General features: G+C 42.7%; 20 protein-coding genes. 6 read left to right on the top strand and 14 right to left on the bottom strand.

Annotated elements, in window-relative coordinates:
* Positions 1-136: 136 nt before the first annotated feature.
* The gene (locus ABC357_RS04985) at positions 137-697 is read right to left on the bottom strand and encodes a GNAT family N-acetyltransferase (protein WP_412886441.1); all 561 of its coding nucleotides are present in this window, start codon (positions 695-697) and stop codon (positions 137-139) included.
* A gap of 244 nt (positions 698-941) precedes the next feature.
* On the bottom strand, positions 942-2144 hold the full coding sequence (locus tag ABC357_RS04980) for an MFS transporter (protein ID WP_412886440.1): 1203 nt from the start codon (positions 2142-2144) through the stop codon (positions 942-944).
* Positions 2145-2379: 235 nt separating this feature from the next.
* Here ABC357_RS04980 and ABC357_RS04975 point away from each other — a divergent pair, with 235 nt between their 5' ends.
* Together ABC357_RS04975 and ABC357_RS04970 are read left to right on the top strand one after the other, a co-directional pair.
* Positions 2380-3864, top strand: a complete 1485-nt coding sequence (locus ABC357_RS04975) for an aldehyde dehydrogenase family protein (protein ID WP_412886439.1) — start codon at positions 2380-2382, stop codon at positions 3862-3864.
* Positions 3865-4000: 136 nt separating this feature from the next.
* Positions 4001-4219 carry a hypothetical protein gene (locus ABC357_RS04970; RefSeq protein ID WP_412886438.1) on the top strand — a complete coding sequence of 73 codons (219 nt, stop codon included), beginning with the start codon at positions 4001-4003 and terminating at the stop codon, positions 4217-4219.
* A gap of 91 nt (positions 4220-4310) precedes the next feature.
* On the opposite strand, the gene ABC357_RS04965 is transcribed toward ABC357_RS04970, so the two are convergent.
* The 7 genes from ABC357_RS04965 to ABC357_RS04935 form a co-directional block, all read right to left on the bottom strand.
* Positions 4311-5156: an aldose epimerase family protein gene (locus ABC357_RS04965; protein ID WP_412886437.1), complete on the bottom strand. Its 846-nt coding sequence runs from the start codon at positions 5154-5156 to the stop codon at positions 4311-4313.
* Positions 5157-5357: 201 nt separating this feature from the next.
* The gene (locus ABC357_RS04960) at positions 5358-5612 is read right to left on the bottom strand and encodes a DUF3949 domain-containing protein (protein WP_412886436.1); all 255 of its coding nucleotides are present in this window, start codon (positions 5610-5612) and stop codon (positions 5358-5360) included.
* A 169-nt stretch (positions 5613-5781) separates the two neighbouring features.
* Positions 5782-6525: an alpha/beta hydrolase gene (locus ABC357_RS04955; protein ID WP_412886435.1), complete on the bottom strand. Its 744-nt coding sequence runs from the start codon at positions 6523-6525 to the stop codon at positions 5782-5784.
* Between the two features lie 281 nt (positions 6526-6806).
* Complete coding sequence (locus ABC357_RS04950) at positions 6807-7271, bottom strand: threonine/serine exporter family protein (protein WP_412886434.1); 465 nt, start codon at positions 7269-7271, stop codon at positions 6807-6809.
* 13 nt (positions 7272-7284) lie between these two features.
* Entirely contained in the window at positions 7285-8040 is a 756-nt protein-coding gene (locus tag ABC357_RS04945) for a threonine/serine exporter family protein (protein WP_412886433.1), read from the bottom strand.
* Positions 8041-8301: 261 nt separating this feature from the next.
* Positions 8302-9633, bottom strand: a complete 1332-nt coding sequence (locus ABC357_RS04940; RefSeq protein ID WP_412886432.1) for a DUF4179 domain-containing protein — start codon at positions 9631-9633, stop codon at positions 8302-8304.
* Positions 9609-10151, bottom strand: coding sequence for a sigma-70 family RNA polymerase sigma factor (locus ABC357_RS04935; RefSeq protein ID WP_412886431.1), 543 nt, complete (start codon positions 10149-10151; stop codon positions 9609-9611). Before ABC357_RS04935 ends, ABC357_RS04940 begins: the two co-directional genes overlap by 25 nt.
* Before the next feature lie 154 nt (positions 10152-10305).
* On the opposite strand from ABC357_RS04935, the gene ABC357_RS04930 reads away from it, so the two are divergent.
* Positions 10306-11349 (top strand): DUF1835 domain-containing protein, encoded by a 1044-nt coding sequence (locus ABC357_RS04930; protein WP_412886430.1) that lies wholly within the window; start codon positions 10306-10308, stop codon positions 11347-11349.
* Between the two features lie 28 nt (positions 11350-11377).
* Here ABC357_RS04930 and ABC357_RS04925 read toward each other — a convergent pair whose 3' ends face one another.
* Entirely contained in the window at positions 11378-13099 is a 1722-nt protein-coding gene (locus ABC357_RS04925; RefSeq protein ID WP_412886429.1) for a pyruvate oxidase, read from the bottom strand.
* A 186-nt stretch (positions 13100-13285) separates the two neighbouring features.
* Between ABC357_RS04925 and ABC357_RS04920 the strand changes: the two genes are divergently transcribed.
* Positions 13286-14050, top strand: coding sequence for a class I SAM-dependent methyltransferase (locus tag ABC357_RS04920; protein ID WP_412886428.1), 765 nt, complete (start codon positions 13286-13288; stop codon positions 14048-14050).
* A gap of 78 nt (positions 14051-14128) precedes the next feature.
* Here the strand turns inward: ABC357_RS04920 and ABC357_RS04915 are convergent, their stop codons facing one another.
* The 3 genes from ABC357_RS04915 to ABC357_RS04905 form a co-directional block, all read right to left on the bottom strand.
* Positions 14129-14635 carry a hypothetical protein gene (locus ABC357_RS04915; protein WP_412886427.1) on the bottom strand — a complete coding sequence of 169 codons (507 nt, stop codon included), beginning with the start codon at positions 14633-14635 and terminating at the stop codon, positions 14129-14131.
* A 57-nt stretch (positions 14636-14692) separates the two neighbouring features.
* Complete coding sequence (locus ABC357_RS04910) at positions 14693-15487, bottom strand: SDR family NAD(P)-dependent oxidoreductase (RefSeq protein ID WP_412886426.1); 795 nt, start codon at positions 15485-15487, stop codon at positions 14693-14695.
* A gap of 296 nt (positions 15488-15783) precedes the next feature.
* Positions 15784-16746, bottom strand: coding sequence for an MBL fold metallo-hydrolase (locus ABC357_RS04905; RefSeq protein WP_412886425.1), 963 nt, complete (start codon positions 16744-16746; stop codon positions 15784-15786).
* Positions 16747-17214: 468 nt separating this feature from the next.
* Between ABC357_RS04905 and proC the strand changes: the two genes are divergently transcribed.
* Positions 17215-18057, top strand: a complete 843-nt coding sequence (gene proC, locus ABC357_RS04900) for a pyrroline-5-carboxylate reductase (protein WP_412886424.1) — start codon at positions 17215-17217, stop codon at positions 18055-18057.
* A gap of 242 nt (positions 18058-18299) precedes the next feature.
* Here the strand turns inward: proC and ABC357_RS04895 are convergent, their stop codons facing one another.
* Entirely contained in the window at positions 18300-18785 is a 486-nt protein-coding gene (locus ABC357_RS04895; protein ID WP_412886423.1) for a prolyl-tRNA synthetase associated domain-containing protein, read from the bottom strand.
* A gap of 214 nt (positions 18786-18999) precedes the next feature.
* Here ABC357_RS04895 and ABC357_RS04890 point away from each other — a divergent pair, with 214 nt between their 5' ends.
* Positions 19000-20463, top strand: coding sequence for an N-acetylmuramoyl-L-alanine amidase (locus tag ABC357_RS04890; RefSeq protein ID WP_412886422.1), 1464 nt, complete (start codon positions 19000-19002; stop codon positions 20461-20463).
* The last annotated feature ends 71 nt before the right edge of the window (positions 20464-20534 follow it).

Raw genomic sequence — 20534 nt, 5'->3', positions numbered from 1 at the left:
CTTCTCCCTTACATTCCAATTTAAAAAACTTAAGGCTATGCATATTATTTTTCATACTACTATTTATACGTTTGGAACCCAAAAAAAGTTTCACCCAACAAAAAGGCGCTGCCGCAACCGGCAGCGCCCATCTTTTTTATATCTTCTTCACCATATAAGCATACGTATGGTCAATGATTGTAATTTGTTTCTTCTCTTTAAAGCCTAAACGTTCATAAAGTCTTCTTGCCGCAGGATTATCTTCATCGACATTCAGTGAGATCGTATGGTGGCCCAGTTCCTTCCCTTTTTCCGTAATGGCTTCAAGAAGAGCTGTACCAATTCCGTTGCCTCCATATTCAGGGTTTACACTGACTGTGTCAATATAATAATCCTCCGGATCGGCTTCTGAATCCAACTTTAATTCCTTATCCGGATATTTTTTGTTCAGCACATCCAGAATGGCTGCATCCAATTCATCTGCATCTTTGCCGTGGTAGGCAAGAACTAAGCCAACCGCTTTCCCATCCATCATTTTCACCAGGCAGTTTTCGTAGCTTAAACGATTTCCCTCCGAACGGAAATAATCTTCAAGCTGCTCCAGCACAGCATTATCTTCAGTTTCTCCTGTAAGAGAATGGGCGATTTCATGAATCGCATCGTACATGAGGACAGCTGCTTCCTTTGCATGTTCAGGTCTTGCTTGTTCAATTGTCATTTTGTAACAGAATCTCCTTTTCCTCAAAAAACTCTACACATAGCGTAACACATTTTTAGAAAAAAGAATCCATGCATGATTATAAATGTGGTTATATATGAAAAGGAATATCATGAAAAAGAGAGGTTTCTGTAAGAACAAAAAGGATAGGCGGAGCCCCTTATTCTGCCCCGTCTATCCTTTTTCAATTGTATCTTATATTATTCTCATTGAATCATACAACGGGGAACGGATATTGCCTTTTTTATGAAGGCAATGACGTTTTACCCGATAATTCTTCTGCCGTTTTTCCGTGTGGCTTCAACAGGACAAGAAGGAAAGCAATGACGATAAACACACTTGAGATTTGAAAAATGGTCGCAATCTCAAAATAAGTTGCCAAAAAGCCAAAAATCAGGCCGCTTAACCCGATGCCAAGATCAATGGCTGAAAAGCTCATTCCATTGGCAATGCCCCTTCTTTTGGGAGGCGTGATAGATAGTCCCCACGATTGGAGTGTCGGCAAAATTGAGCCATATCCCATTCCAAGAAGCGCCCCGGCGATGCCAATATGCCAGCTATTATGCGAAAGAGACAGCACCCACAGAGCTGCAAAGGTCAGAACCGAACAGACAAGAATGATGCCGCGCGGACCATTGCGGTCGAACCATTTACCTGTAATAGGGCGCGATAATGTCGCAAACACGGCATTTACAAGATAAAAAACAAAAATATTATCAATTCCCCTGTCATTTCCAAAAATAACAATGAAGGAAACAATGGAACCGTACCCGAATGCAATCAACAAAGTAAGGACAGCTGGAAACCAGGCCGCCTTTTCAATAAGGGACCCTGTATAGGAAAACTTCAGATCAGACCTCTTCGTCTTGGCGACAGATTCAGGCATTTGATAGGATACAAGCGCCAAAAGAACAATTGCTATGACACCAAGGAACCCGGAAACATAAATAAGATTCGTAAAGGTTGTTGTCTGGTAAAGCAATAGTCCAAGGCTCGGTGCTACGATCATTCCTAGCGTAATTGAAAGCCCGTAATAGCCTGTTCCCTCACCCAATCTTGAATTCGGGATCAAGTCCACCGACGCAGTTCCGTTGGCGGTAGTCGACCATCCCCAAGCAACGCCGTGCACAAAACGGAATGCCAGAAGCACAATGACAATGTTCGTTAATGGATAGATCATTGTCACGGCCAATAAAGCAATCGCTCCGATAAAAACGAGCCAGCGACGTGCTTTATATTCAAGCATAAAGCCGATGAATGGGCGGATAATGACTGCTCCGATTGAAAATAAAGCTGTCATCAAACCCACTTCCAGTTCAGAAGCGCCGATTGATTTAATATAGGGCGGCAAAGTCGGAATTAACATTTGAAAAGACATGAATGTAAATAAGTTGCCCAAAATGAGCATAATATAAGACTTTGTCCAAAGTCTTTCCTGATGAACCACAAATATCTCTCCTACTCTACTTAAACTTAAAAAACGATACAATTATTTCGCATTACTAAATAGTATCATAGAGAATAGAGAAAAAATAGTCGAAAATGATCGTAAAATATTGAATCAATTTGGTTGAATTATCAAACTATTCCATCTATCATTAGAAACATAGTAATGAAATCGCTTACAAATTTTGCAAACCTCATAGAATCATTACCAAACCGAAATTGAGGGAGGTAGATGTATGGCCCAAGCTTTAGGAGAATTGAAACAGGGTGTACAGGAATTTTTACGAGGAACAAAAAAATTATATATTAATGGTGAATTTGTCGAAAGCAAATCGCAAAAGACATTCTCCACCCCTAACCCGGCTACTGGAGAAACATTGGCGGATGTCTACGAAGCGGAAGCGGCGGATATCGATGCAGCTGTCAAGGCTGCAAGAACAGCATTTGATAAAGGCTATTGGTCCAAGATGAGCGCCTCCCAAAGAAGCCGATTGATGTATAAATTGGCGGATTTGATGGAAGAGCATAAAGAAGAACTAGCACAATTGGAAACGCTTGATAATGGAAAGCCAATTTCAGAAACAAGCAATGCCGATGTCCCGCTGGCCATTGAGCATATGCGTTATTATGCAGGATGGTCCACCAAAATTGTCGGCCAAACCATTCCGGTAAGCGGTAAATTCTTTAATTATACACGCCATGAGGCGGTCGGCGTTGTCGGACAAATCATCCCATGGAACTTCCCGCTGTTAATGGCGATGTGGAAACTGGGCGCAGCACTGGCTACAGGGTGTACAGTCGTGCTTAAGCCTGCTGAACAAACTCCTCTTTCAGCCCTGTACCTTGCAGAGCTGATTGACAAAGCCGGATTCCCGCCTGGCGTTGTCAATATTGTGCCCGGCATGGGTGAAACGGCCGGCCAAGCACTTGTCGACCATCCTCAGGTTGATAAGATTGCCTTTACAGGATCGACAGAAGTCGGTAAATCCATTATGGTGAATGCAGCTAAAACACTGAAGCGGATTACCCTTGAACTGGGCGGAAAATCGCCTAACATCATCCTTGATGATGCCGACCTTTCCAAAGCGATCCCTGGCGCATTGAATGGGGTTATGTTTAATCAAGGTCAAGTCTGCTGTGCCGGTTCACGCGTTTTCATTAAAAAGAAAATGTATGATAATGTTGTAGCCGATATGGTGTCACGCGCTAAATCGATTAAACAAGGCGCCGGCCTTGACCCAAGCACTCAGATGGGTCCGCTTGTATCAAGTACCCAGCAAAAACGGGTCATGAATTATATCGAATCCGGCGTCAACGAAGGGGCGGAAGTGCTGGTTGGCGGCACAGTCCCGCGCGAAGATGGATATTTCGTATCTCCTACTATTTTCAGCGCTGTTAAAGATGAGATGACGATTGCCAAGGAAGAAATATTCGGCCCTGTCATTGCTGCAATGCCATTTGACGATCTTGATGATCTGATTGACCGCGCCAACGCCACCGAATACGGCCTTGCAGCCGGATTATGGACAGAGAATCTATCCAAAGCCCATTATGTAGCAAGCAAGCTTCGTGCCGGCACTGTATGGGTAAATTGCTACAATGCATTTGATGCTGCCTCTCCTTTCGGCGGCTTTAAACAATCTGGCCTTGGCCGGGAAATGGGCTCTTATGCATTGAACAATTATACAGAAGTGAAAAGTGTCTGGATAGGCATGAGTTAAATAGCTTCTTACTAAAAAACGATGGGCCGCCTTGAAGGTCCATCGTTTATTTATAATTTCTGTACAGCTATTTCCCTTCAGCATATAAGCTTGTTAACGTATATACATAATTATCACTTTATAAAGGAGAATGGTCATGGCAACCTGCACACATTGCACACACAAATGGAAACCGAAAGAAATATGGGCACTGGGCTTTTCAAAAAAAGGCAAATGCTGTCCATATTGCGGAACGCGGCAATACATATCAGGTGGGACACAAGGGCTGCTGACATTGGGATTCATAAGCCTTTTGTTCATTCTATTGTTTCCATTCATCATTCAATTAAGCGAAAAAGAAGAACCTTTATGGTAGCACCGCTAACCCCCTAAACCAATCATTCACTTTTTCAATTCAAAAAAGATGAGAGCTGAATACTCTCATCTTTCTACATGTATCCTAGTTTTTATTTTTCAATGAAATAGACACATTCTGCATGCAATGTCTTCCCTGCTTCAAGGAATACTGCCCCATCTTCCTTGGTCAATGAACCAGGGCCAGCCATCCATGGTTCAAGGCAAATGTATTCCTCCGGAAGCTCTGACCAGAGGACTCCATTCTGATACACATCGCTGTATTGGATATGCAATGTACGGCGATTATCCTTAATGCACATTTCCGGGTCTGACAGGTGTAAATATACTTTTGCATCATCAATGGCCAGCTCAGCTGTCGGCTGGGTGCGGCTCTTCACCTGCTGATCTCCATTATCCAAATAACGCGCTGCAGGTATGTTATATTTGCTCAATGTATGATTGCCTAGGAAATACGGATGGAATCCGGCATAAAACGGCATCGTCTGGCTAGATCTATTTTCATACGATTGTTGGATGGAGAGTTTTCCATCTTTTAATTCATAAGTGAATAGCAAATGGAAGGAAAATGGATATTGCTTAAGTGTCTCTTCATCTTCTTTCAGCATTAAAGTCACTTTTGTATCATCAATGGAATGCACGTCCCATTCTTTATTTCGGGCAAAACCATGCTGTTTCATTGTATATGTAACGCCTTCCCAAGTGAATTGGTTGTCCGGCAGCGGCCCGCAAATTGGGAATAGGACAGGGTTGCCTCCGCGAATATTTTTAGCAGGATCGGCAAATGTTTCTTCCTGTAAATATAAAACATCCTCACCTTGAAGGGTTAATTGAAGAAGGATGCCCCCGCGCTCTGGACAAAGGACAGCCTTGGATTGACTTTTATCATCAGTAATCACAATTACATTAAAACCTGACATTGTTTGTTGCTCAACCACGTCATAACCTCCCATATACTATTGGTCTATACCGTATTATACACATAAACGCTATAGATAACATAATCCCTGAAAAAGTTCACGTTTTGTTCCAGTTTTCAAAGGAAAAATTGAAACAGTTTTGCCACTTGCCCTTTAATACAAACAAAAAGCCAACCAGTTTATCCGGCTGACTTTTTATTCAGAAACATACATTGTCTTTTAAGCTTTTTTCAAATGGGCGAGCCTGTAAATCAGGGAAGCAATCAAATTTGCCGGAAGAAACAGCAGGTTTCCCTGTGCATTACCATGAAGAACCAGTTCTTCAAATTCCATCGCTTCAAACATGTCCTCTTGCTCTTTAAATTTCTTTTTTTTCTTCATTTCTTTTAGTACCTTGACATACTGGTACTGAAAGGGAATCACACCTAATGTGAATAAAACATAGAAGGCTATAATCCAACCAAAAACACTCATAGCGATTCCTCCTAATGAATGTATGTTTCTTTCTATTTATTACGATTATAAATGGTAAAAGTTACATATTCATTAGAATTTCAATATATTCTCCCGATCCTTACAGTTCGCTTATTGAAGATTGCCAGAGCTCTCACTGCCCGGTTGAATCCTTTTCTATTTCACATTTTTATTCATATTGCTTAAAAAAGGCCAAACTTTGCTCAATGATGACAGGCTGGTCATAATCCAGAGTCGCCACGTGGTAGCTATTATGAAGTCTGGACAGCTTTTTCTCTTCCGAGGTGATATGCGTAATGATTAACTCAGAATTAGTGGGAGGAACTGTATGGTCTTCATCCGACACAAGAACAAGCACCGGGCAGCTAATATTGGGCAAATGCTCACGGACTTCTTCCATCAAGGAAAGGATTTCCCTAACCGAACGTGTTGGCGTTTTTTTATAGGCAAGCTCTTCGACTCCCGGTTTCTTAATATCTGAGCCTATTTCATCAATGAAACGGGGTAAATCCTGTTTTGCAAGGTCTTCCATTTCAGGCAACTGGACTGCGGCGTTGATTAAAATAATTCCTTGTACTTCTGGATGATTTTCGGCCATATACAAAGTCAATGTACCTCCCATGGATTGCCCAGAGACATATATTTTATCGCATCGTTCCTTTAGCCAGCCCCAGCCTTCCTCTACGGATTCAATCCAGTCTTGGTAGCTGGTTGTATCCATATCCTCAACTGACGTCCCATGGCCATTCAATCGCGGGCCGCAAACTGAATACCCTGCTTGGTGGTATGCTTTTCCAAGATCCCTCATACTATGCGTTGTTCCTGTAAATCCGTGCACTAACAATATGCCTGTCGAACCTCCTTCGTAATAAAAAGGCTCTGCCCCCTCCATAATTGGACAAGTATGCTCCATAAAGCTCAACCTCCTCATTTGAATTCAACTGAATGTCCTTTTTTAAGGCTATTTTAGCAAGTGGCATTGCCTTTAACGAGCGTAAAGCACTCATACTATTCGATTCTTTCCGAAAAATAAACATACAACGCTCCTCTCGAAGATAGCCATCAACAAAAGACTACTTTCCATTTACCCTTAATAGGCAAAGAACTACCCAATAGTTCATAAACAAAGAAGGAATCCTTGAGGATTCCTTCTTTGTTTACATAACAGCACTGTTTTAAGACGACAATTTCTTCTTATTGAACGCCTTCCCGTTTACGCTCTTTCTGCCGTTGTACCATTTTCATCAAAATCTGATGCAGCACCTCTGAAAAGACAAGGCCAATGGCAATGCTGCCTGATATTAGAAATGCCTTAGCAGCCAGTGATAAAGCAGCACTATAATCATTCTGGACAAAGTGCCTCATCGCATTATAAGCCATTCCTCCCGGAACAAGCGGGATAATGCCGCCGACGGTAAAAATAATCATCGGTGTTTTATAGATTTTGGCAAACCATTGTGAAATAACAGCAATCAGTGTAGAAGCAATAGCAGTGGCCGGTATAATTTCCATCCCATTCTGAGTAAGGGAAAAATATGAGATCCATCCTAGCATGCCTACAAGGCCGCATTTCAGGATGGATTCCCTAGGAGCATTGAAAAGAATGCCGAATGCGGCAGAACCAATAAAACTTGTCACAAGTTGAGCTAAATAATCCATCCAACCCCTACCCTTACAATATCGTTAAAACGATGGCAATGCCGCCACCGATCGCAAAAGCCGTCAGAAAAGCATCAGCGCCTTTGGATAAGCCGGATACCAGGTGCCCCGCCATCAAATCGCGGACCGCGTTAGTAATGAGCAATCCTGGAACAAGCGGCATTACGGATCCAATAATGATTTTATCAATTTGATGCCCAAAACCGATTTTCACAAAAAAATAAGAAACCAATCCAATAATAACGGATGCTGAAAACTCAGATATAAACTTAACCGATACTAAACGGCTGAAAAATAAAAAGCCGATATAGCTCAGGCCTCCTGTTATAAAGGCCGGAAGAAAATCATTCCAATTGCCAAGGAACATAATGACGAAGCAAGCGCTTGAAATCGCAGCGGCGAATACTTGGACAGCAACCGAAAATGCAAACTTCGCCCTTTCTATTTCCTCCAATGCACCGTGTGCCTCGCCAAGTGTCATGCTTCCCTCGCTCACAGCCCTTGAAACACGATTTACGCGCGCGACCTTCAATAAATCGGTTGTCCGTTCCGATACACGGACAAGCTTGGTCTTTTGGTTCTCAAACTCGCCGGCTGAAAAGATGATGCCTGTTGGAATGACAAAACTCTCACATTTATCAATGCCGAACGCTTTCGCCATCCTAATCATTGTATCTTCTACCCTATGGGTTTCCGCTCCGCTTTGAAGCAATATCTTTCCAGCCGTTAAACAGAGTTCCATAACTTCAATCTCTAATTGCTTCTGCATCCATGTACCTCTTTCAAACGTATCTCATATATGTATGTAGTAGTTATACCTCACTTCTTCCCTCATTCGCAATACAAAAACCTAAAACGGCTGAAAATGATGCGCTCTTCCGCTTTAGGTTCTTCTCATTTCAAGCTGTTAACGCAAGCCAAGAAGTATCACAAAAAGCAATTCATCAAATTCCCATTTTCCTCCGAACGTTTTGCTTTACTGGCATATCTCGAATGCACTGCCGCATCAACACTTTTAAGAAACCAGGCCTTATTTAATGCGGATTTTCACATGGTCTTCAATCCAGAGCGGGTAGGCAAAAAGATCAATCTTTAATGGGTCAGTGTACGTCTGGTTTGGTTTCAATTGAATCCGGAATGTTTGATTATATCCACTTTTCCCACCAGAAGATGCTTCTTTCCATTCGCCTATTTCTCCAACCATTTCAATATTTCTCCCTTTTGCGTCGGTAATATCTCCAAACACAGAATATTGAAATTTCTCTTTAAGTTCCTTATCAAACGAGATCATATCCTTTTCCATATGCCATTGCAGATGGCCATCCGGACCACTCAGAATTTTCTTGTTGGCCGTATCAATTACAATGGCCGCTTTGTCCCTATCGACTGCCTGCATCCTGTCAAACACAATATACAGTTTCTCTGCATGCTTGAAATAATTGCTTTGCAAATAAATATGATATTCATTCTCTTTTATACTGCCACTTCCTGAAATACCATTTTGTTGAATACTCCACTCTTCTCCTTTTTCATCTACAATCCGAAGATGATCGTACTGCAAAATCAATTTTGGATTGGCCGGATCTTGCTTTAAATAAATATCTGCCCTTAATGGATTAATGATCACGGATTCAAGTGTGATTTTTTGACCGGCGAAGGAGAACGTTTTATTCATTTGATACACTTTGCTCTTTGCCTTGCTTTTTTTTAATGCCAGATGGAATGTAAAGTGCTCTTTTAGTCCTTCACCTGTTACGGTGAACGGGAGGTAAAAATCGTTCATCTTGAATGGTTCAATAAATGAGTACGCTATCTTTTTCTGATATTTTTTATGGGCATTCATTTTTTTTAGTTCATTCCCAGTTTCATACGAACTTTCAATCTCTTTACGATTGTGACTCAGCAATTGTCCGTTTTCTATTTTTATAGCGGTGCGGTATTCATCTGAAGCGACCGAATAGAAAACAATAAGGCCACTCTCATCCTTGATGACAGAATCAATGGTCAATTCGATGCCATTCTTCTTCTGTGACAAACCGATTATCTCCTGGTAATCATGCTTTACTGCATCCGTCAGTCCCTTATCCAGTCTTAGATAGTCAACAAATGCTTCCATGCCTGGAATCTTGGATATATAATCGGCAAAGACCGGAGAAGTGTAAATCAAAGAAGAGAACCCCACAAAAAGGATAGCCGCCGCCACGAGGCCTGCCAGCCATATTTTGTGTTTATGGCGCTTCCTTTTCTTTACTCTTCCTTTCTCCATCCCTGATATAATGGCCTGGTCCAATAAAAGGTCTGCAGGAATCATGGAATCCAATGCTTCATTCAGTTTCTTTAGCTTTGCTTCTTCTTGGGGCATGCCGCTCTACCTCCTTCCCGGTCTGCCAAAACAGTTCTTAAGGATTGCAGCGCCCGATTAAGCCATGTCTTGATTGTCCCTTCTGGCCTATCAAGAAGCCGGGCGATTTCTGCAATTTTTAAGTCCTGGAAATATTTCAGCGATAAAACTTCCTGGGATCGCTTATCAAGAGCCTCCATTGCATCGAGCAATTCCATATGCTCATAGGAAACATCTCCGGCTAAGGAATTGGCCAGTTGTTCATTGATAACGACGCGCTTTTTGTTCCTGGCATGGTCATGGCAGTAATTCATCATGATCCGCAGCAGCCATGTCTTTGCAAAAGCAGGCTCCCTCAAGGAAGAGATATGGATATAAGCGCGGTAAGTCACTTCCTGCAGTGCTTCCAATGCTTCGTTCTCATTGCGTAAATAAGCCAGCGCCGTTTTATATAAGGTTTTTTTATGCAGTTGGAGCAATGCCAAAAAGGCATCTTGATCTCCTTTCACGGCTCTCTTAGCCAGCTGTTCTTCCTCCATCAAAAGCCCCCCAATTTCTCTGTTATCCTATAGACTACAGGAGCAGGAAAAAGTTTCAACTTTTTTTAAATGCCTCTTTCAATGATTGAATAAGGAAAAATCAATCTATAAAATAAAAATAAATGGAAAAAAATAAACAAGACGGAGGTGGCCCATGAACAACTCTTTACGAGATGCCATAATGAATCTTTCTGAAAGAGAGGCAAAAATGAAGCTTTACCAACTATTGCAGCCGATCGATAAACATTGTGCGCCAGACCAAATTGCTGTCTACGCACAGAAAGCCTATCAATTGTTTCTAAGGAACCATATCCATGAAGCTACACTTTCAGGTGAGGAAAAGGTTTGCCATATTTTGTTCAACCAACCATCTGCAGGGGCACTTAAACAAGCGCTATCTTCAATGGAGTTGCATATGAAGGAAAGGGTACTTACTGTACCGCAGCTTTTCTCCGTCGGACCGTTAGAGGAAATAGCGCAGTCTGAGGGACTGCAAAGCCGGTATGAATGGCTTCAGGATCATTTAATCCACATGCATGATGTACAAAAGGAACGGAGAGAAACAAGTGAAGCAATCAAACACATTCTCAAATTGAAGGAGAGCATCCCCATTATCATATGGACAGGCAATAATGCCCAAGAACAAATAGGCACGAGATGGATCTGTTCGTTATTAATAGAGAAGCAAAACCCGCTTTTACTGATTAACGTACCTGACATCTTCTCGCAGCTTTATTATGCGAATGAAGAAACCGATCAAATCGAATCCAGCGGGGAATTATCGCCTGAGTGGATGAAGCAGATCTACCAAGCCAGTGAAATGCACCGCTGCTTGACTCAAGAAGAAAAAGTGGCATACCGTAATGAATGGGCGATTCTTATCCAATCGGCAAGCGTGCTTCGCACATGGAAAAACGGGCAAATAATCGATGTTCAAGAGAATTATTATGACTATTCGCTCATCCAGTCGGCACGAAAGCTCCAGCAGGGCAGCGCGGATTACATAGCCGCTGGCCAGCTTATCGGCGAGGCCATATCCCACTGTAAATCCATTGACAGCTCATACCTAGAATATCGATTACGAATGATGATCTTGAATGGTCTTTTTGAAATGAAAGGAACGCCTGTCTCCATGTATGCTTATCGGGTTCGGCTTCAGGATAATGTTTCTAAGCATAAAGAAACCAAGCCCCTATAAAATGGCTTGGTTTCTCGTTTTCTAGTTCTTATACCAACCGGCTGATGCTCTTCTTAAGAGGCGGCATATCGAATGAACCCTCAGTGAAGAATTTTTTCATTGCTGCTTTTGAATAGCCCACTGCTTCAGGAAGAAGGATCTTGCCTGGGATCGGCGGCACTTCTTCAACGCGCACGTCAATGATGACAGGCCGTTTTGCCTGTTTCGCCATAGAGAACGCCCCTTCCAATTCTTCGTATTTTTCTACGCGGAATCCTTCTCCCCCACATGCTTCAGCAAATTTTGCGAAATTGAAATCCTGAAGGTTAACCACGTAATTCAAATGCCCTTTAACCGCTTGCTCTGATTTAATCATGCCGAGCATATCATTGTTCAAGACAACAACGGTGATCGGCAAATCGTATTTGACTGCTGTAATGAAATCCTGCATGACCATAGCGAAGCCTCCATCGCCGCAAACCGCAATGCTTTGGCGATCTGGATAAGCAATGCTGGCTGCAATAGCGCCTGGCAGGCCGCATCCCATCGTTGCCAACCAACTGGAGAAAGCAAACGTTTGGTTTGTGGCACGGAAATGGCGGGTCGTCCAAACAGTGACGTTCCCTACATCTACGGAAAGGACAGCGTCGTCATCGGCATATTTCTGTACAAATGGAATAACTGCCTCAGGCTGGATAGGGGTTGACGCATTTTGTTCATCCTTCTCGATTTGTTTCCACCAATTTTGCATATTTTTACGGCATTCTTCCAGGAATGTGCGATTGTCCTTTTGCTTGCCGTGCTGGTTGAACCAGGCCAAAATTCCGGCTGAATCCCCGATAAGGCCAAGATTCACCGGATATTTATTCCCGATGACTTCCGCCTTCAAATCAATCTGGATCGCCTCCACACCATCAGGCAAATAATCTCTATATGGATAATTGGTGCCGATCATAATTAATAAATCTGTTTCTTCCATTGCTTCATAAGCCGGCTTGGTTCCGATTCTCCCTAAGTTGCCCAAATTGCTTAAATCTGTATCAGGCAGTGCCCCTTTACCTGGCAACGTCACGACAACAGGAGCGCCGAACGTTTCAGAAAACCGTTTCAGCTCAGTGCGCGCATGTCTGGCACCGAATCCTGCCAGTACAACTGGGCGCTTGCTTTTTTCGATTTTATCCAAAGCCAGCTGCAATTTCTTTTCTTCCGGAAAAAGGCGGGGAATACTATAAGCGTTCGATGTATTCTCTGTTGCTTTATCGATTTTAAATGTAGGGATATCATCCGGAATAATAAGGACTGCTGGCCCTTTTTTTGCATAAGCTGTACGTATCGCTTGATTGACCAGGTCCGGCAGGCTTTCTGCACTTGTAATCTGTTGATTATAGACTGCTACATCTTCAAACACACTTTCAAGCTTGATTTCTTGAAAATCATGTTTACCGACTTTATTTGATGCTACCTGGCCTGCGAGGACAAGCATAGGCACTCCATCCATCTTCGCATCATACATGCCGTTCAATAAATGCACTGCCCCAGGTCCGGCAATGGACAGGCACACACCGATTTTGCCCGTCATTTTTGTATACGCGGCGGCTGCCAGCGATGCTGTTTCTTCATGCCGCACTTGTATAAAGGAAATGGCCGATTCCTCTTTACGGAGCTCCTCCACTACATTATTGATTGAATCTCCAGGTATTCCATATATATGGTCGATCCCCCAATTTTCCATTGTTTTTACTAAGGCTTTACCAGCCGTCACTTTTCCCATATTGTAGATCCTCCCTTGTTAAATAACTGAACTACTCTATATCTTCCCTAGCCAGCAGACCATAAAACGCCTTTTGATGGGACGAAAGACATAATCAAGTTGACCGAAAAAAATAAAATAGATAAATTATACATATATGGAATAAAAAAACACGCACAAAAAATGTACAGCATAAGGAGGATTAAAATGTACAGCGATCATTTTTTGCAACAAATAGAAGAGGCAAAACAGCCTTTTGATGGCTGGGACTTTTCCTATGTAGAAGCAACAGGCCGCATTCAGTATGAGTTACTGCCTTGGTCATACGGCAGCATGACCCATTCAGCGGCAAATAAGGCCGGAAGCATTCTTGATATGGGTACGGGAGGAGGTGAATTCCTTTCTATCTTTAGCAAAAGCTGTAAATCGGCAATAAAGGCGACGGAAGCCTATGAACCGAATGTGCCGATTGCAAGAAAACAATTGGAACCCTTAGGGATTCAAGTTTCACACATTAGCGATGATCATTCCCTGCCATTCCTGAAAGGCGAATTCGACCTCGTCCTGAACAGGCATGAGTCATACGATCCGGCAGAAGTTAAACGAATCATGAGCGAGGGCGCTATTTTCCTGACTCAACAGGTCGGAGGAACTGATTGCAACGGAATAAATGCGGCATTGGGCAAGCCAGCCAATCTGGAATTCAGCCATTGGAATATGGCATTTGCCGTAGAAGAATTGAAGAACAGCGGCTTTACCATTGTTGATTGCAAAGAAGCATTCCCGGTCCAGCGATTCTATGATATCGGCTCTCTTGTATACTATTTGAAAGCCATCCCATGGCAAGTCCCTGATTTCAGTATAGAAAAAGACCTAGATTCCCTTTATCGCATTCATCAGCAACTAACTGAGGATGGTTACTTTAATGTGTATCAGCACCGCTTCATCATTAAAGCTCAAGCAAAGGTTTAAACAAAGCGGGCGGCTTATTCTGAGGCTGGCCTCTTAGCCATGAAAAAGGCAAACAGCGCTTATGCAGCTGTTTGCCCGTCAGGCTTCCATATAAAGAATTTCATAGCTATGTTCATCAACCGTAATGGTAGAACCGATATCGACATTTGATCGCCTCATTACATTCATTATGTAAGCATCCTCATCATCTTTATGGACCATCTTGGTTATAATAAAATGTTCATCTTCATTGTGTCGCAATTGTCTCAAAACATTTATGATCATCGATGTTTCTTTTAGGCTTTCTGGATCATTTTGGATCAATAGCAATTTGGCATGGGCCCTTGAAGGGAAAACCTGTTCTTTTTTCCCTTCATAAAAAGGCTTTATTTTCATCCCGAGCTTTAAATCTTTTTTCTTCAGCCGATCGCCGTCCTCCGTCTGTATCTGTGTATCATGATCGATTTCATAGATCACGTCCCCGATCAGCAATCTGTCATCCTTTTCAAATTGAGTAATAAAACCTTCGGTGCCGCTATGAACCGTTTCCTGTTTACAACCGGCCAGAATTAGTGCGGCCAATAAAACAGCCAAAACTTTTTTCATTCCGTTCACCTCTATGTTAGGTGCATACCAACCTTCTACATTGCGATTGGCTGCCTGTCATTTCATATTGAATTTCTTACCGGCTATTTTTTCTGTGATCGTCGGAAAAAGATTGTAGAGCGTGCTGCCAAGATTCATCCAACCGGGCAGATTCAATTCACGTTTTGGATGCTCCATTAAATGGACAATTCGGCCAGCAACATGATCGGCATCCATCATCATTTTCTGGGCCTTTTCCTTATACGTTCCCGATTTATCGGCTCTGTCAAAAAAATTGGTTTCTATAGGGCCTGGATTCACCGTTGAAACGGAGATTGCCGTTTCAAGCAATTCTAGCCTCAAGCTGTTTGTAAATCCCAGTACAGCATGTTTAGTGGCCGAATAGCCGCTTGATTTCGGTGTAGCAACTTTTCCCGCTTGTGAAGCGATGTTAATAATATGGCCCCGATTGTTTGCCAGCATATCCGGAAGGACAGCTTTCGTACAAGCGATAACCCCAAAAACATTGACTGCGAACATCTCCTTATAATCATCCATATCGGCATCAGCCACCAGGTCATATACCCCGAAGCCTGCATTATTGACTAGGATATCCACAGATCCGATATTTTCCTTGATATCGGCAAATACAGCGGCAACCTCTTTCTCCACTCCGATATCCGCCTTGTAGTAGACAGGTTTGATTCGATAAATCCTGTTCACTTCTTCACTAATAATGTTCAATTTATCTTCTGAACGGGCAATCAAAATGGGAAGTGCTCCTTTTTCAGCCGCCTTATAGGCCAACCGCTCCCCGAGGCCGGCAGATGCCCCTGTTATGACGATACGTTTATTCTTTAGTTTAACCACCATTTCACCTCAAAATCGCTTATACTATTAGGCTGTTTTCAACAAGCTTGTTGTTTTGAATAAGTCTAACGGCGGAAAGCGACTTTCTTGAGCGCCCATTGTCCGTCTAAACCAAACTATATGTGAAAACAGCATACTATTAAAAAAAGATATTCTCTATCATTTTACCATCCTCACCCCGTAAAAAACATTTTATTCGCGGTCTTCATGTCTAGGAGGTAAAAACTCCTCGCGCAGCGGCCAAACAAAAAGAGCGCCCCTAAGTATGAAGGAGCACTCCCTTTCCAATGATGGTCACTTTATTTTACATGGTATCGAATGCCCGCTGCTTCCTGCACGCCGGCAATCTCATTGCGGTCCAGCAAATAATCGAACTGGCCCAGCGTCTCCGATAAGGTTAAACCGAATTGCTTTTCATAGATTTTCGGGAACAGCTTCGTTGTTATTTCAAAAACGGTTGACGGCTGTTCTTTAAGGTATGTATACACTTTCATTGCCCTTTCATGCTGTGATTGAAGCCGTTTTTCTATGAGTGGCTTCGGTTCGGCAATAGGATCCCCATGCCCTGCATATACGATGCTTAGAGGAAGTTCATAAATCCTGCGCAATGATTCATTCAGAAGAAGCTGCGATTTGGGGCGTTCCTGCCCTTTTTCCATTGGCGGCTCGATAAGCGGATTCGGCGAAACTTTAGATAATAAAAGATCGCCGCCAATTAGTGCACCCTCACTTTCTTTATAGAGGGCAATGTGGCTTTCCGCATGGCCTGGTGTTTCAAGCACTGTCCAGCCAGGATGGCCCGGAACAGAATCGCCTTCCTTTAAGCTCTGGGTAAGCGGACGATTGCTGCCATATCCAAGATTGCTCTTCAGCTTTCCAAACATGGACAAGTAATGTTCGGGTACTCCCATTTCCTTAGCGAGCTTCAAGTAAAAATCAACATATTCTTCAGCAAACTGTTTTGAGCCTCCTAGCCAAGGCACATTATACGCATGGCCCAGCAAAGGAACTGCCTCATCGAAAAATGAAATGCCCCCAACGTGGTCAGGATGGTGGTGCGTAATAATCATCTGTTCGATATCATCCATGCTAAGTTTCAGCTCCGCCAATCCAGACTGGATCGCCTGCTTGGCTTCTTGTGTATTAACCCCTGAATCTACTAATGTTAAGGCTTCCCCTTTTAATACGAAGGCGTTTACATCTCCTACTGCAAAGGTCGTAGGGAGCGTAATTTGCGCCACATTATTATTCCATTCAGTCATTTTCCTCACCCGTTTGTCATAAATTATGAATAGCTATTCATTGTATTATTTACAAGTTTACTACGATGGTGCAGAAAAGTCATGTTATATCGGCTCTGTTTCCCGATAATAATGGCAAGAAGCCCGGAAACAATTACGCCTTAATGGTTGACACCAATGTCTGGTTGCGTCATAATCTATAAAAAGTCTTTCATATAGTAAAGCGATGATTGAGAATAGTAAATGATACAAGGCATAAAGAGAATGAGTCCACCGGCTGAAAGGCTCATGATGCCCGCTGTATGATTGAACCTTCCTCATGAGCTGTCAGGAAAACTTGACCGCAGGCATCCAGCGATAATGGAGCACAAGTGCATTTGGCTTTATAGCCGGATGAACAAAGGTGGTACCACGGAAGCAGAGTCTTTCGCCCTTTTTACGGGCGGAGGGCTTTTTATTTTTATCTATTAGAAGGAGGCTTACATTGTTATGAAACTATCCTTTATAGGCAGCGGCTCAATGGCGGAAGCCATGATTTCAGGAATTACGGCCAAAAAAGTTGTACAATCCAGCTCCATCCATGTCATCAACCGAAGCAATCCCAAACGCCTATCTTTCCTTCGTGAGCAGTATGGCATATCGCCAGCCTCATCCTACCAAACACTCATTCAAGAGTCGGATATAATCGTGCTTGCGGTTAAGCCAAAAGATATTTTCCAAGCTTTATCTACAGCAAAAGAATATATGTCTTCACATATGCTTATTATTTCCGTTGCAGCAGGCGTATCCATTGATAGCATTTCACGCATTCTGGATATGAATAATCCTATTATCCGCTGCATGCCCAATACCTCTGCAGCTTTAGGGCGGTCCGCTACCGCATTGGCGCATAATTCATTAGTGACCGATCGGGAGCTACAGCACGCACTAGGCTTGCTGCAAACATTCGGCAATACATCCATCGTCAGCGAAGAACAGCTGGACGCCGTAACCGGACTTTCAGGAAGCGGCCCCGCCTATATATATTACCTGGTGGAGGCAATGGAATCATCGGCCAAATCAATCGGCCTCGATCAGAAAAATGCAAAGGAACTCATTTTGCAGACTATTATTGGAGCAGCTGAAATGTTGCTGAATACAAGTAAAACACCCCAGCAATTACGCAAGGAAGTCACATCCCCAGGCGGTACGACAGAAGCGGGCCTGAAAGTCCTTCAATCAAGGGAAGTCAAACAGGCGTTCATTGATTGCATAGTGGAAGCGACAAACCAGTCCAAAGTAATGGGTGAACGTTTAAGCGAAGAAATAGATCTGAGGCTATTGAAAAAATAACCATAAAGGAGCGGAATTTCTGCTCCTCCTACATCTACATCCAATAGCTAATTCCTTTTATTAATGACTGCTTTCAAATTAAAGGAGAATCTGCTTCTCCAAAGGAAAAAAGCAAAACACCTCACGTTGATTAACAGGGAATGAATACCCGTTTTTCAACGTGAGGTGTTTTTGTTTCTCTAAATTTCCCAGGTCATTCCCCCTGAACGCTTAGGGATGTCCGGGTTTTATTTATATCCTAATTATAATGATATAAACAAAGGCGGATGCTCTGCCCATTCCAAGTAACGTTCAAAATCCGCAAAAGCCATTATAAGTGTGGTTGTATTTATATTCGGATGAAAACCGACAGTATCCTGTTTATCGATACAATCATCCATAACCACTTGGATGCGCTTTTCCTCATCATGGTGCAATGCAAGGGGAGTCACAGAACCAGGCTGCAAGCCCATCAACACATCCAATTCTTCCGTTGAGGCAAAAGAAAGCCGGCTAATATCAAGTTGAACAGCCAACTCCTTCAAATCCGCACTTTTTTCATCCGGTAAGATAACTAAATAATATTGTTTCCCTTTTTTAGTTTTCAGCAATAAATTTTTTACCTGGGGGCCAGGCAATACCGCGTCATAATGCTTTACTGAATAGATAGGTTCATGATCCACCCGCTGATAGGGAACTTCCAATTGTTTGAGGATATCATAAGCCTCTTGTTCTGTAGGTTTCTCCATATTTCCCACTCCTTGTCCAGCCTTGTTGATTGCTATATGAAAAGTATAACACCCTTTATTGCAATCCACGAAACAATACAATAGTTGCATTTGATCGACCGCCCTAGTTTTCATAAAACGACAAAAAAAGAAAGAATTGAAAAAATAGACAAGATACCGTCGAAAATATGATAATATTGGAAGTAATGAAAGAAATAGGGAGGTAACAAATGGAATGAAGGCTGTATTAAAACTTTGTCTAAGCTTAGCGGTCATTGCCTCGGGTATCCTTTTGTACGGCCATAGCGCCACAAAAGCGGCAGAGATATTCTCTGACATACCGGCGAGCCATGCGGCGTATAACGAAATTACATACCTTGCCCAAGGAAAAATTGTCAGCGGTGACACAAGCGGGCACTTTAACCCAAAATCCAGCGTAACAAGGGCAGAAGCCATTGCTATGGTTGGACGGGCATTGAATTTGGATGGGAAGCAGAGAGTGACATCCTTTAAAGACGTGGGAAGCAAAAATTTTGCATCTGGGTTTATCCAATCGGCAGTCGACCGAAAGATCATTTCCGGCTATAATGACAAAACATTCAAACCGAATGGGTATGTCACAAGAGGAGAAATGGCCATCATGATTTGTAAAGCGTTTGACTATAGCTTCGGCAATTCTTCTTCTGGAGCAGCAAAAGCATTGATTACAAGAGGAATTGATGCGGGCCTCGCTGATGGTACGTTCGGATTCGACCAAAAAAGCGACCGGGCCACAACAGCAACCTTCCTGGCCAGAGCCATCAATTCGGAACTCCGTACGAATCCAAGTGTATCCTACAATCAAGTAAAATATGTAAATACGAATGCATTGAATGTCCGTAAAGGGCCAAATGCAAACTATGCATCTATCGGCAACCTGCCGAATCAAACGAGAGTAAATGTAGGTTACAAGGTTGGAACATGGGCTCTGGTGAAATCAGATACAGGTTTAACCGGTTTTGTCTCCTCTACGTACCTATCTGATTCCCAGCTTCCTTCAGCCGGAGGAAGCAGCGATGATACATCAGACAATGGCAGTCCGACAGGGCCTTTGGCTTCCCAGACGATCGTGCTTGATGCAGGGCATGGCGGAAAAGATCCTGGCAACATAGGTTTAAATGGAATAAGGGAGAAAGATGTTACATTAGAAGTAACCCTTCGTTTGAAAACGTTATTCTCACAAACTCCGTTTAATGTAAAATTGACACGTGAATCCGATGTATATCCTTCATTAGGAGATCGAGTAAATTTTGCTCAACAAGAAAAGGCGAATATCTTCGTAAGTATCCATTGCAACGCATCGGATGTTAAGAACAAAGGTAAAGGTACAGGCACAGAATCCTTTTACTATTCAAGCGCTGCCAATCCCAATGTATCTGAGAGTAAATCGTTGGCGAAATTCGTCCAAGACCGCTTAGTATCTGCATTGGATATGAGGGACCGAAATGTGAAAAAAGGAGATTTGCATGTTCTCCGCGAAAATACAATGCCGGCGATTCTAACAGAATTAGGATTCCTAGACAACAAAGATGATTACGCCAAATTAAGCAAACCCGAGTACCGCACAAAAGCGGCGAATGCTATTTTTGCGGGAATCCTTGATTACTATCAAAACAAAGGATATGATGTAAAATCCTTTTATTCGATCGCAGGCTATTAAGCAGAAATAGCCCCCTATCTTTATGGAGGGCACTGAAAAAGGCTGAAATTTAATGACAAAGGAGTCCGTAA

Source organism: Bacillus kalamii (assembly GCF_047238185.1).
Taxonomy (GTDB): domain Bacteria; phylum Bacillota; class Bacilli; order Bacillales; family DSM-1321; genus Bacillus_AD.
The sequence above is the reverse complement of the archived record's forward strand: the minus strand, read 5'-3'. Positions and strand labels throughout refer to the sequence as shown.

What these genes read in the sequence shown, in the direction of transcription:
- ABC357_RS04985 (WP_412886441.1), bottom strand. Translation starts at nt 697, where the DNA reads ATGACAATTGAACAAGCAAGACCTGAACATGCAAAGGAAGCAGCTGTC.
- ABC357_RS04975 (WP_412886439.1), top strand. Translation starts at nt 2,380, where the DNA reads ATGGCCCAAGCTTTAGGAGAATTGAAACAGGGTGTACAGGAATTTTTA.
- ABC357_RS04970 (WP_412886438.1), top strand. Translation starts at nt 4,001, where the DNA reads ATGGCAACCTGCACACATTGCACACACAAATGGAAACCGAAAGAAATA.
- ABC357_RS04960 (WP_412886436.1), bottom strand. Translation starts at nt 5,612, where the DNA reads ATGAGTGTTTTTGGTTGGATTATAGCCTTCTATGTTTTATTCACATTA.
- ABC357_RS04955 (WP_412886435.1), bottom strand. Translation starts at nt 6,525, where the DNA reads ATGGAGCATACTTGTCCAATTATGGAGGGGGCAGAGCCTTTTTATTAC.
- ABC357_RS04950 (WP_412886434.1), bottom strand. Translation starts at nt 7,271, where the DNA reads ATGGATTATTTAGCTCAACTTGTGACAAGTTTTATTGGTTCTGCCGCA.
- ABC357_RS04945 (WP_412886433.1), bottom strand. Translation starts at nt 8,040, where the DNA reads ATGCAGAAGCAATTAGAGATTGAAGTTATGGAACTCTGTTTAACGGCT.
- ABC357_RS04940 (WP_412886432.1), bottom strand. Translation starts at nt 9,633, where the DNA reads ATGCCCCAAGAAGAAGCAAAGCTAAAGAAACTGAATGAAGCATTGGAT.
- ABC357_RS04935 (WP_412886431.1), bottom strand. Translation starts at nt 10,151, where the DNA reads ATGGAGGAAGAACAGCTGGCTAAGAGAGCCGTGAAAGGAGATCAAGAT.
- ABC357_RS04930 (WP_412886430.1), top strand. Translation starts at nt 10,306, where the DNA reads ATGAACAACTCTTTACGAGATGCCATAATGAATCTTTCTGAAAGAGAG.
- ABC357_RS04925 (WP_412886429.1), bottom strand. Translation starts at nt 13,099, where the DNA reads ATGGGAAAAGTGACGGCTGGTAAAGCCTTAGTAAAAACAATGGAAAAT.
- ABC357_RS04920 (WP_412886428.1), top strand. Translation starts at nt 13,286, where the DNA reads ATGTACAGCGATCATTTTTTGCAACAAATAGAAGAGGCAAAACAGCCT.
- ABC357_RS04915 (WP_412886427.1), bottom strand. Translation starts at nt 14,635, where the DNA reads ATGAAAAAAGTTTTGGCTGTTTTATTGGCCGCACTAATTCTGGCCGGT.
- ABC357_RS04910 (WP_412886426.1), bottom strand. Translation starts at nt 15,487, where the DNA reads ATGGTGGTTAAACTAAAGAATAAACGTATCGTCATAACAGGGGCATCT.
- ABC357_RS04905 (WP_412886425.1), bottom strand. Translation starts at nt 16,746, where the DNA reads ATGACTGAATGGAATAATAATGTGGCGCAAATTACGCTCCCTACGACC.
- proC (WP_412886424.1), top strand. Translation starts at nt 17,215, where the DNA reads ATGAAACTATCCTTTATAGGCAGCGGCTCAATGGCGGAAGCCATGATT.
- ABC357_RS04895 (WP_412886423.1), bottom strand. Translation starts at nt 18,785, where the DNA reads ATGGAGAAACCTACAGAACAAGAGGCTTATGATATCCTCAAACAATTG.
- ABC357_RS04890 (WP_412886422.1), top strand. Translation starts at nt 19,000, where the DNA reads ATGAAGGCTGTATTAAAACTTTGTCTAAGCTTAGCGGTCATTGCCTCG.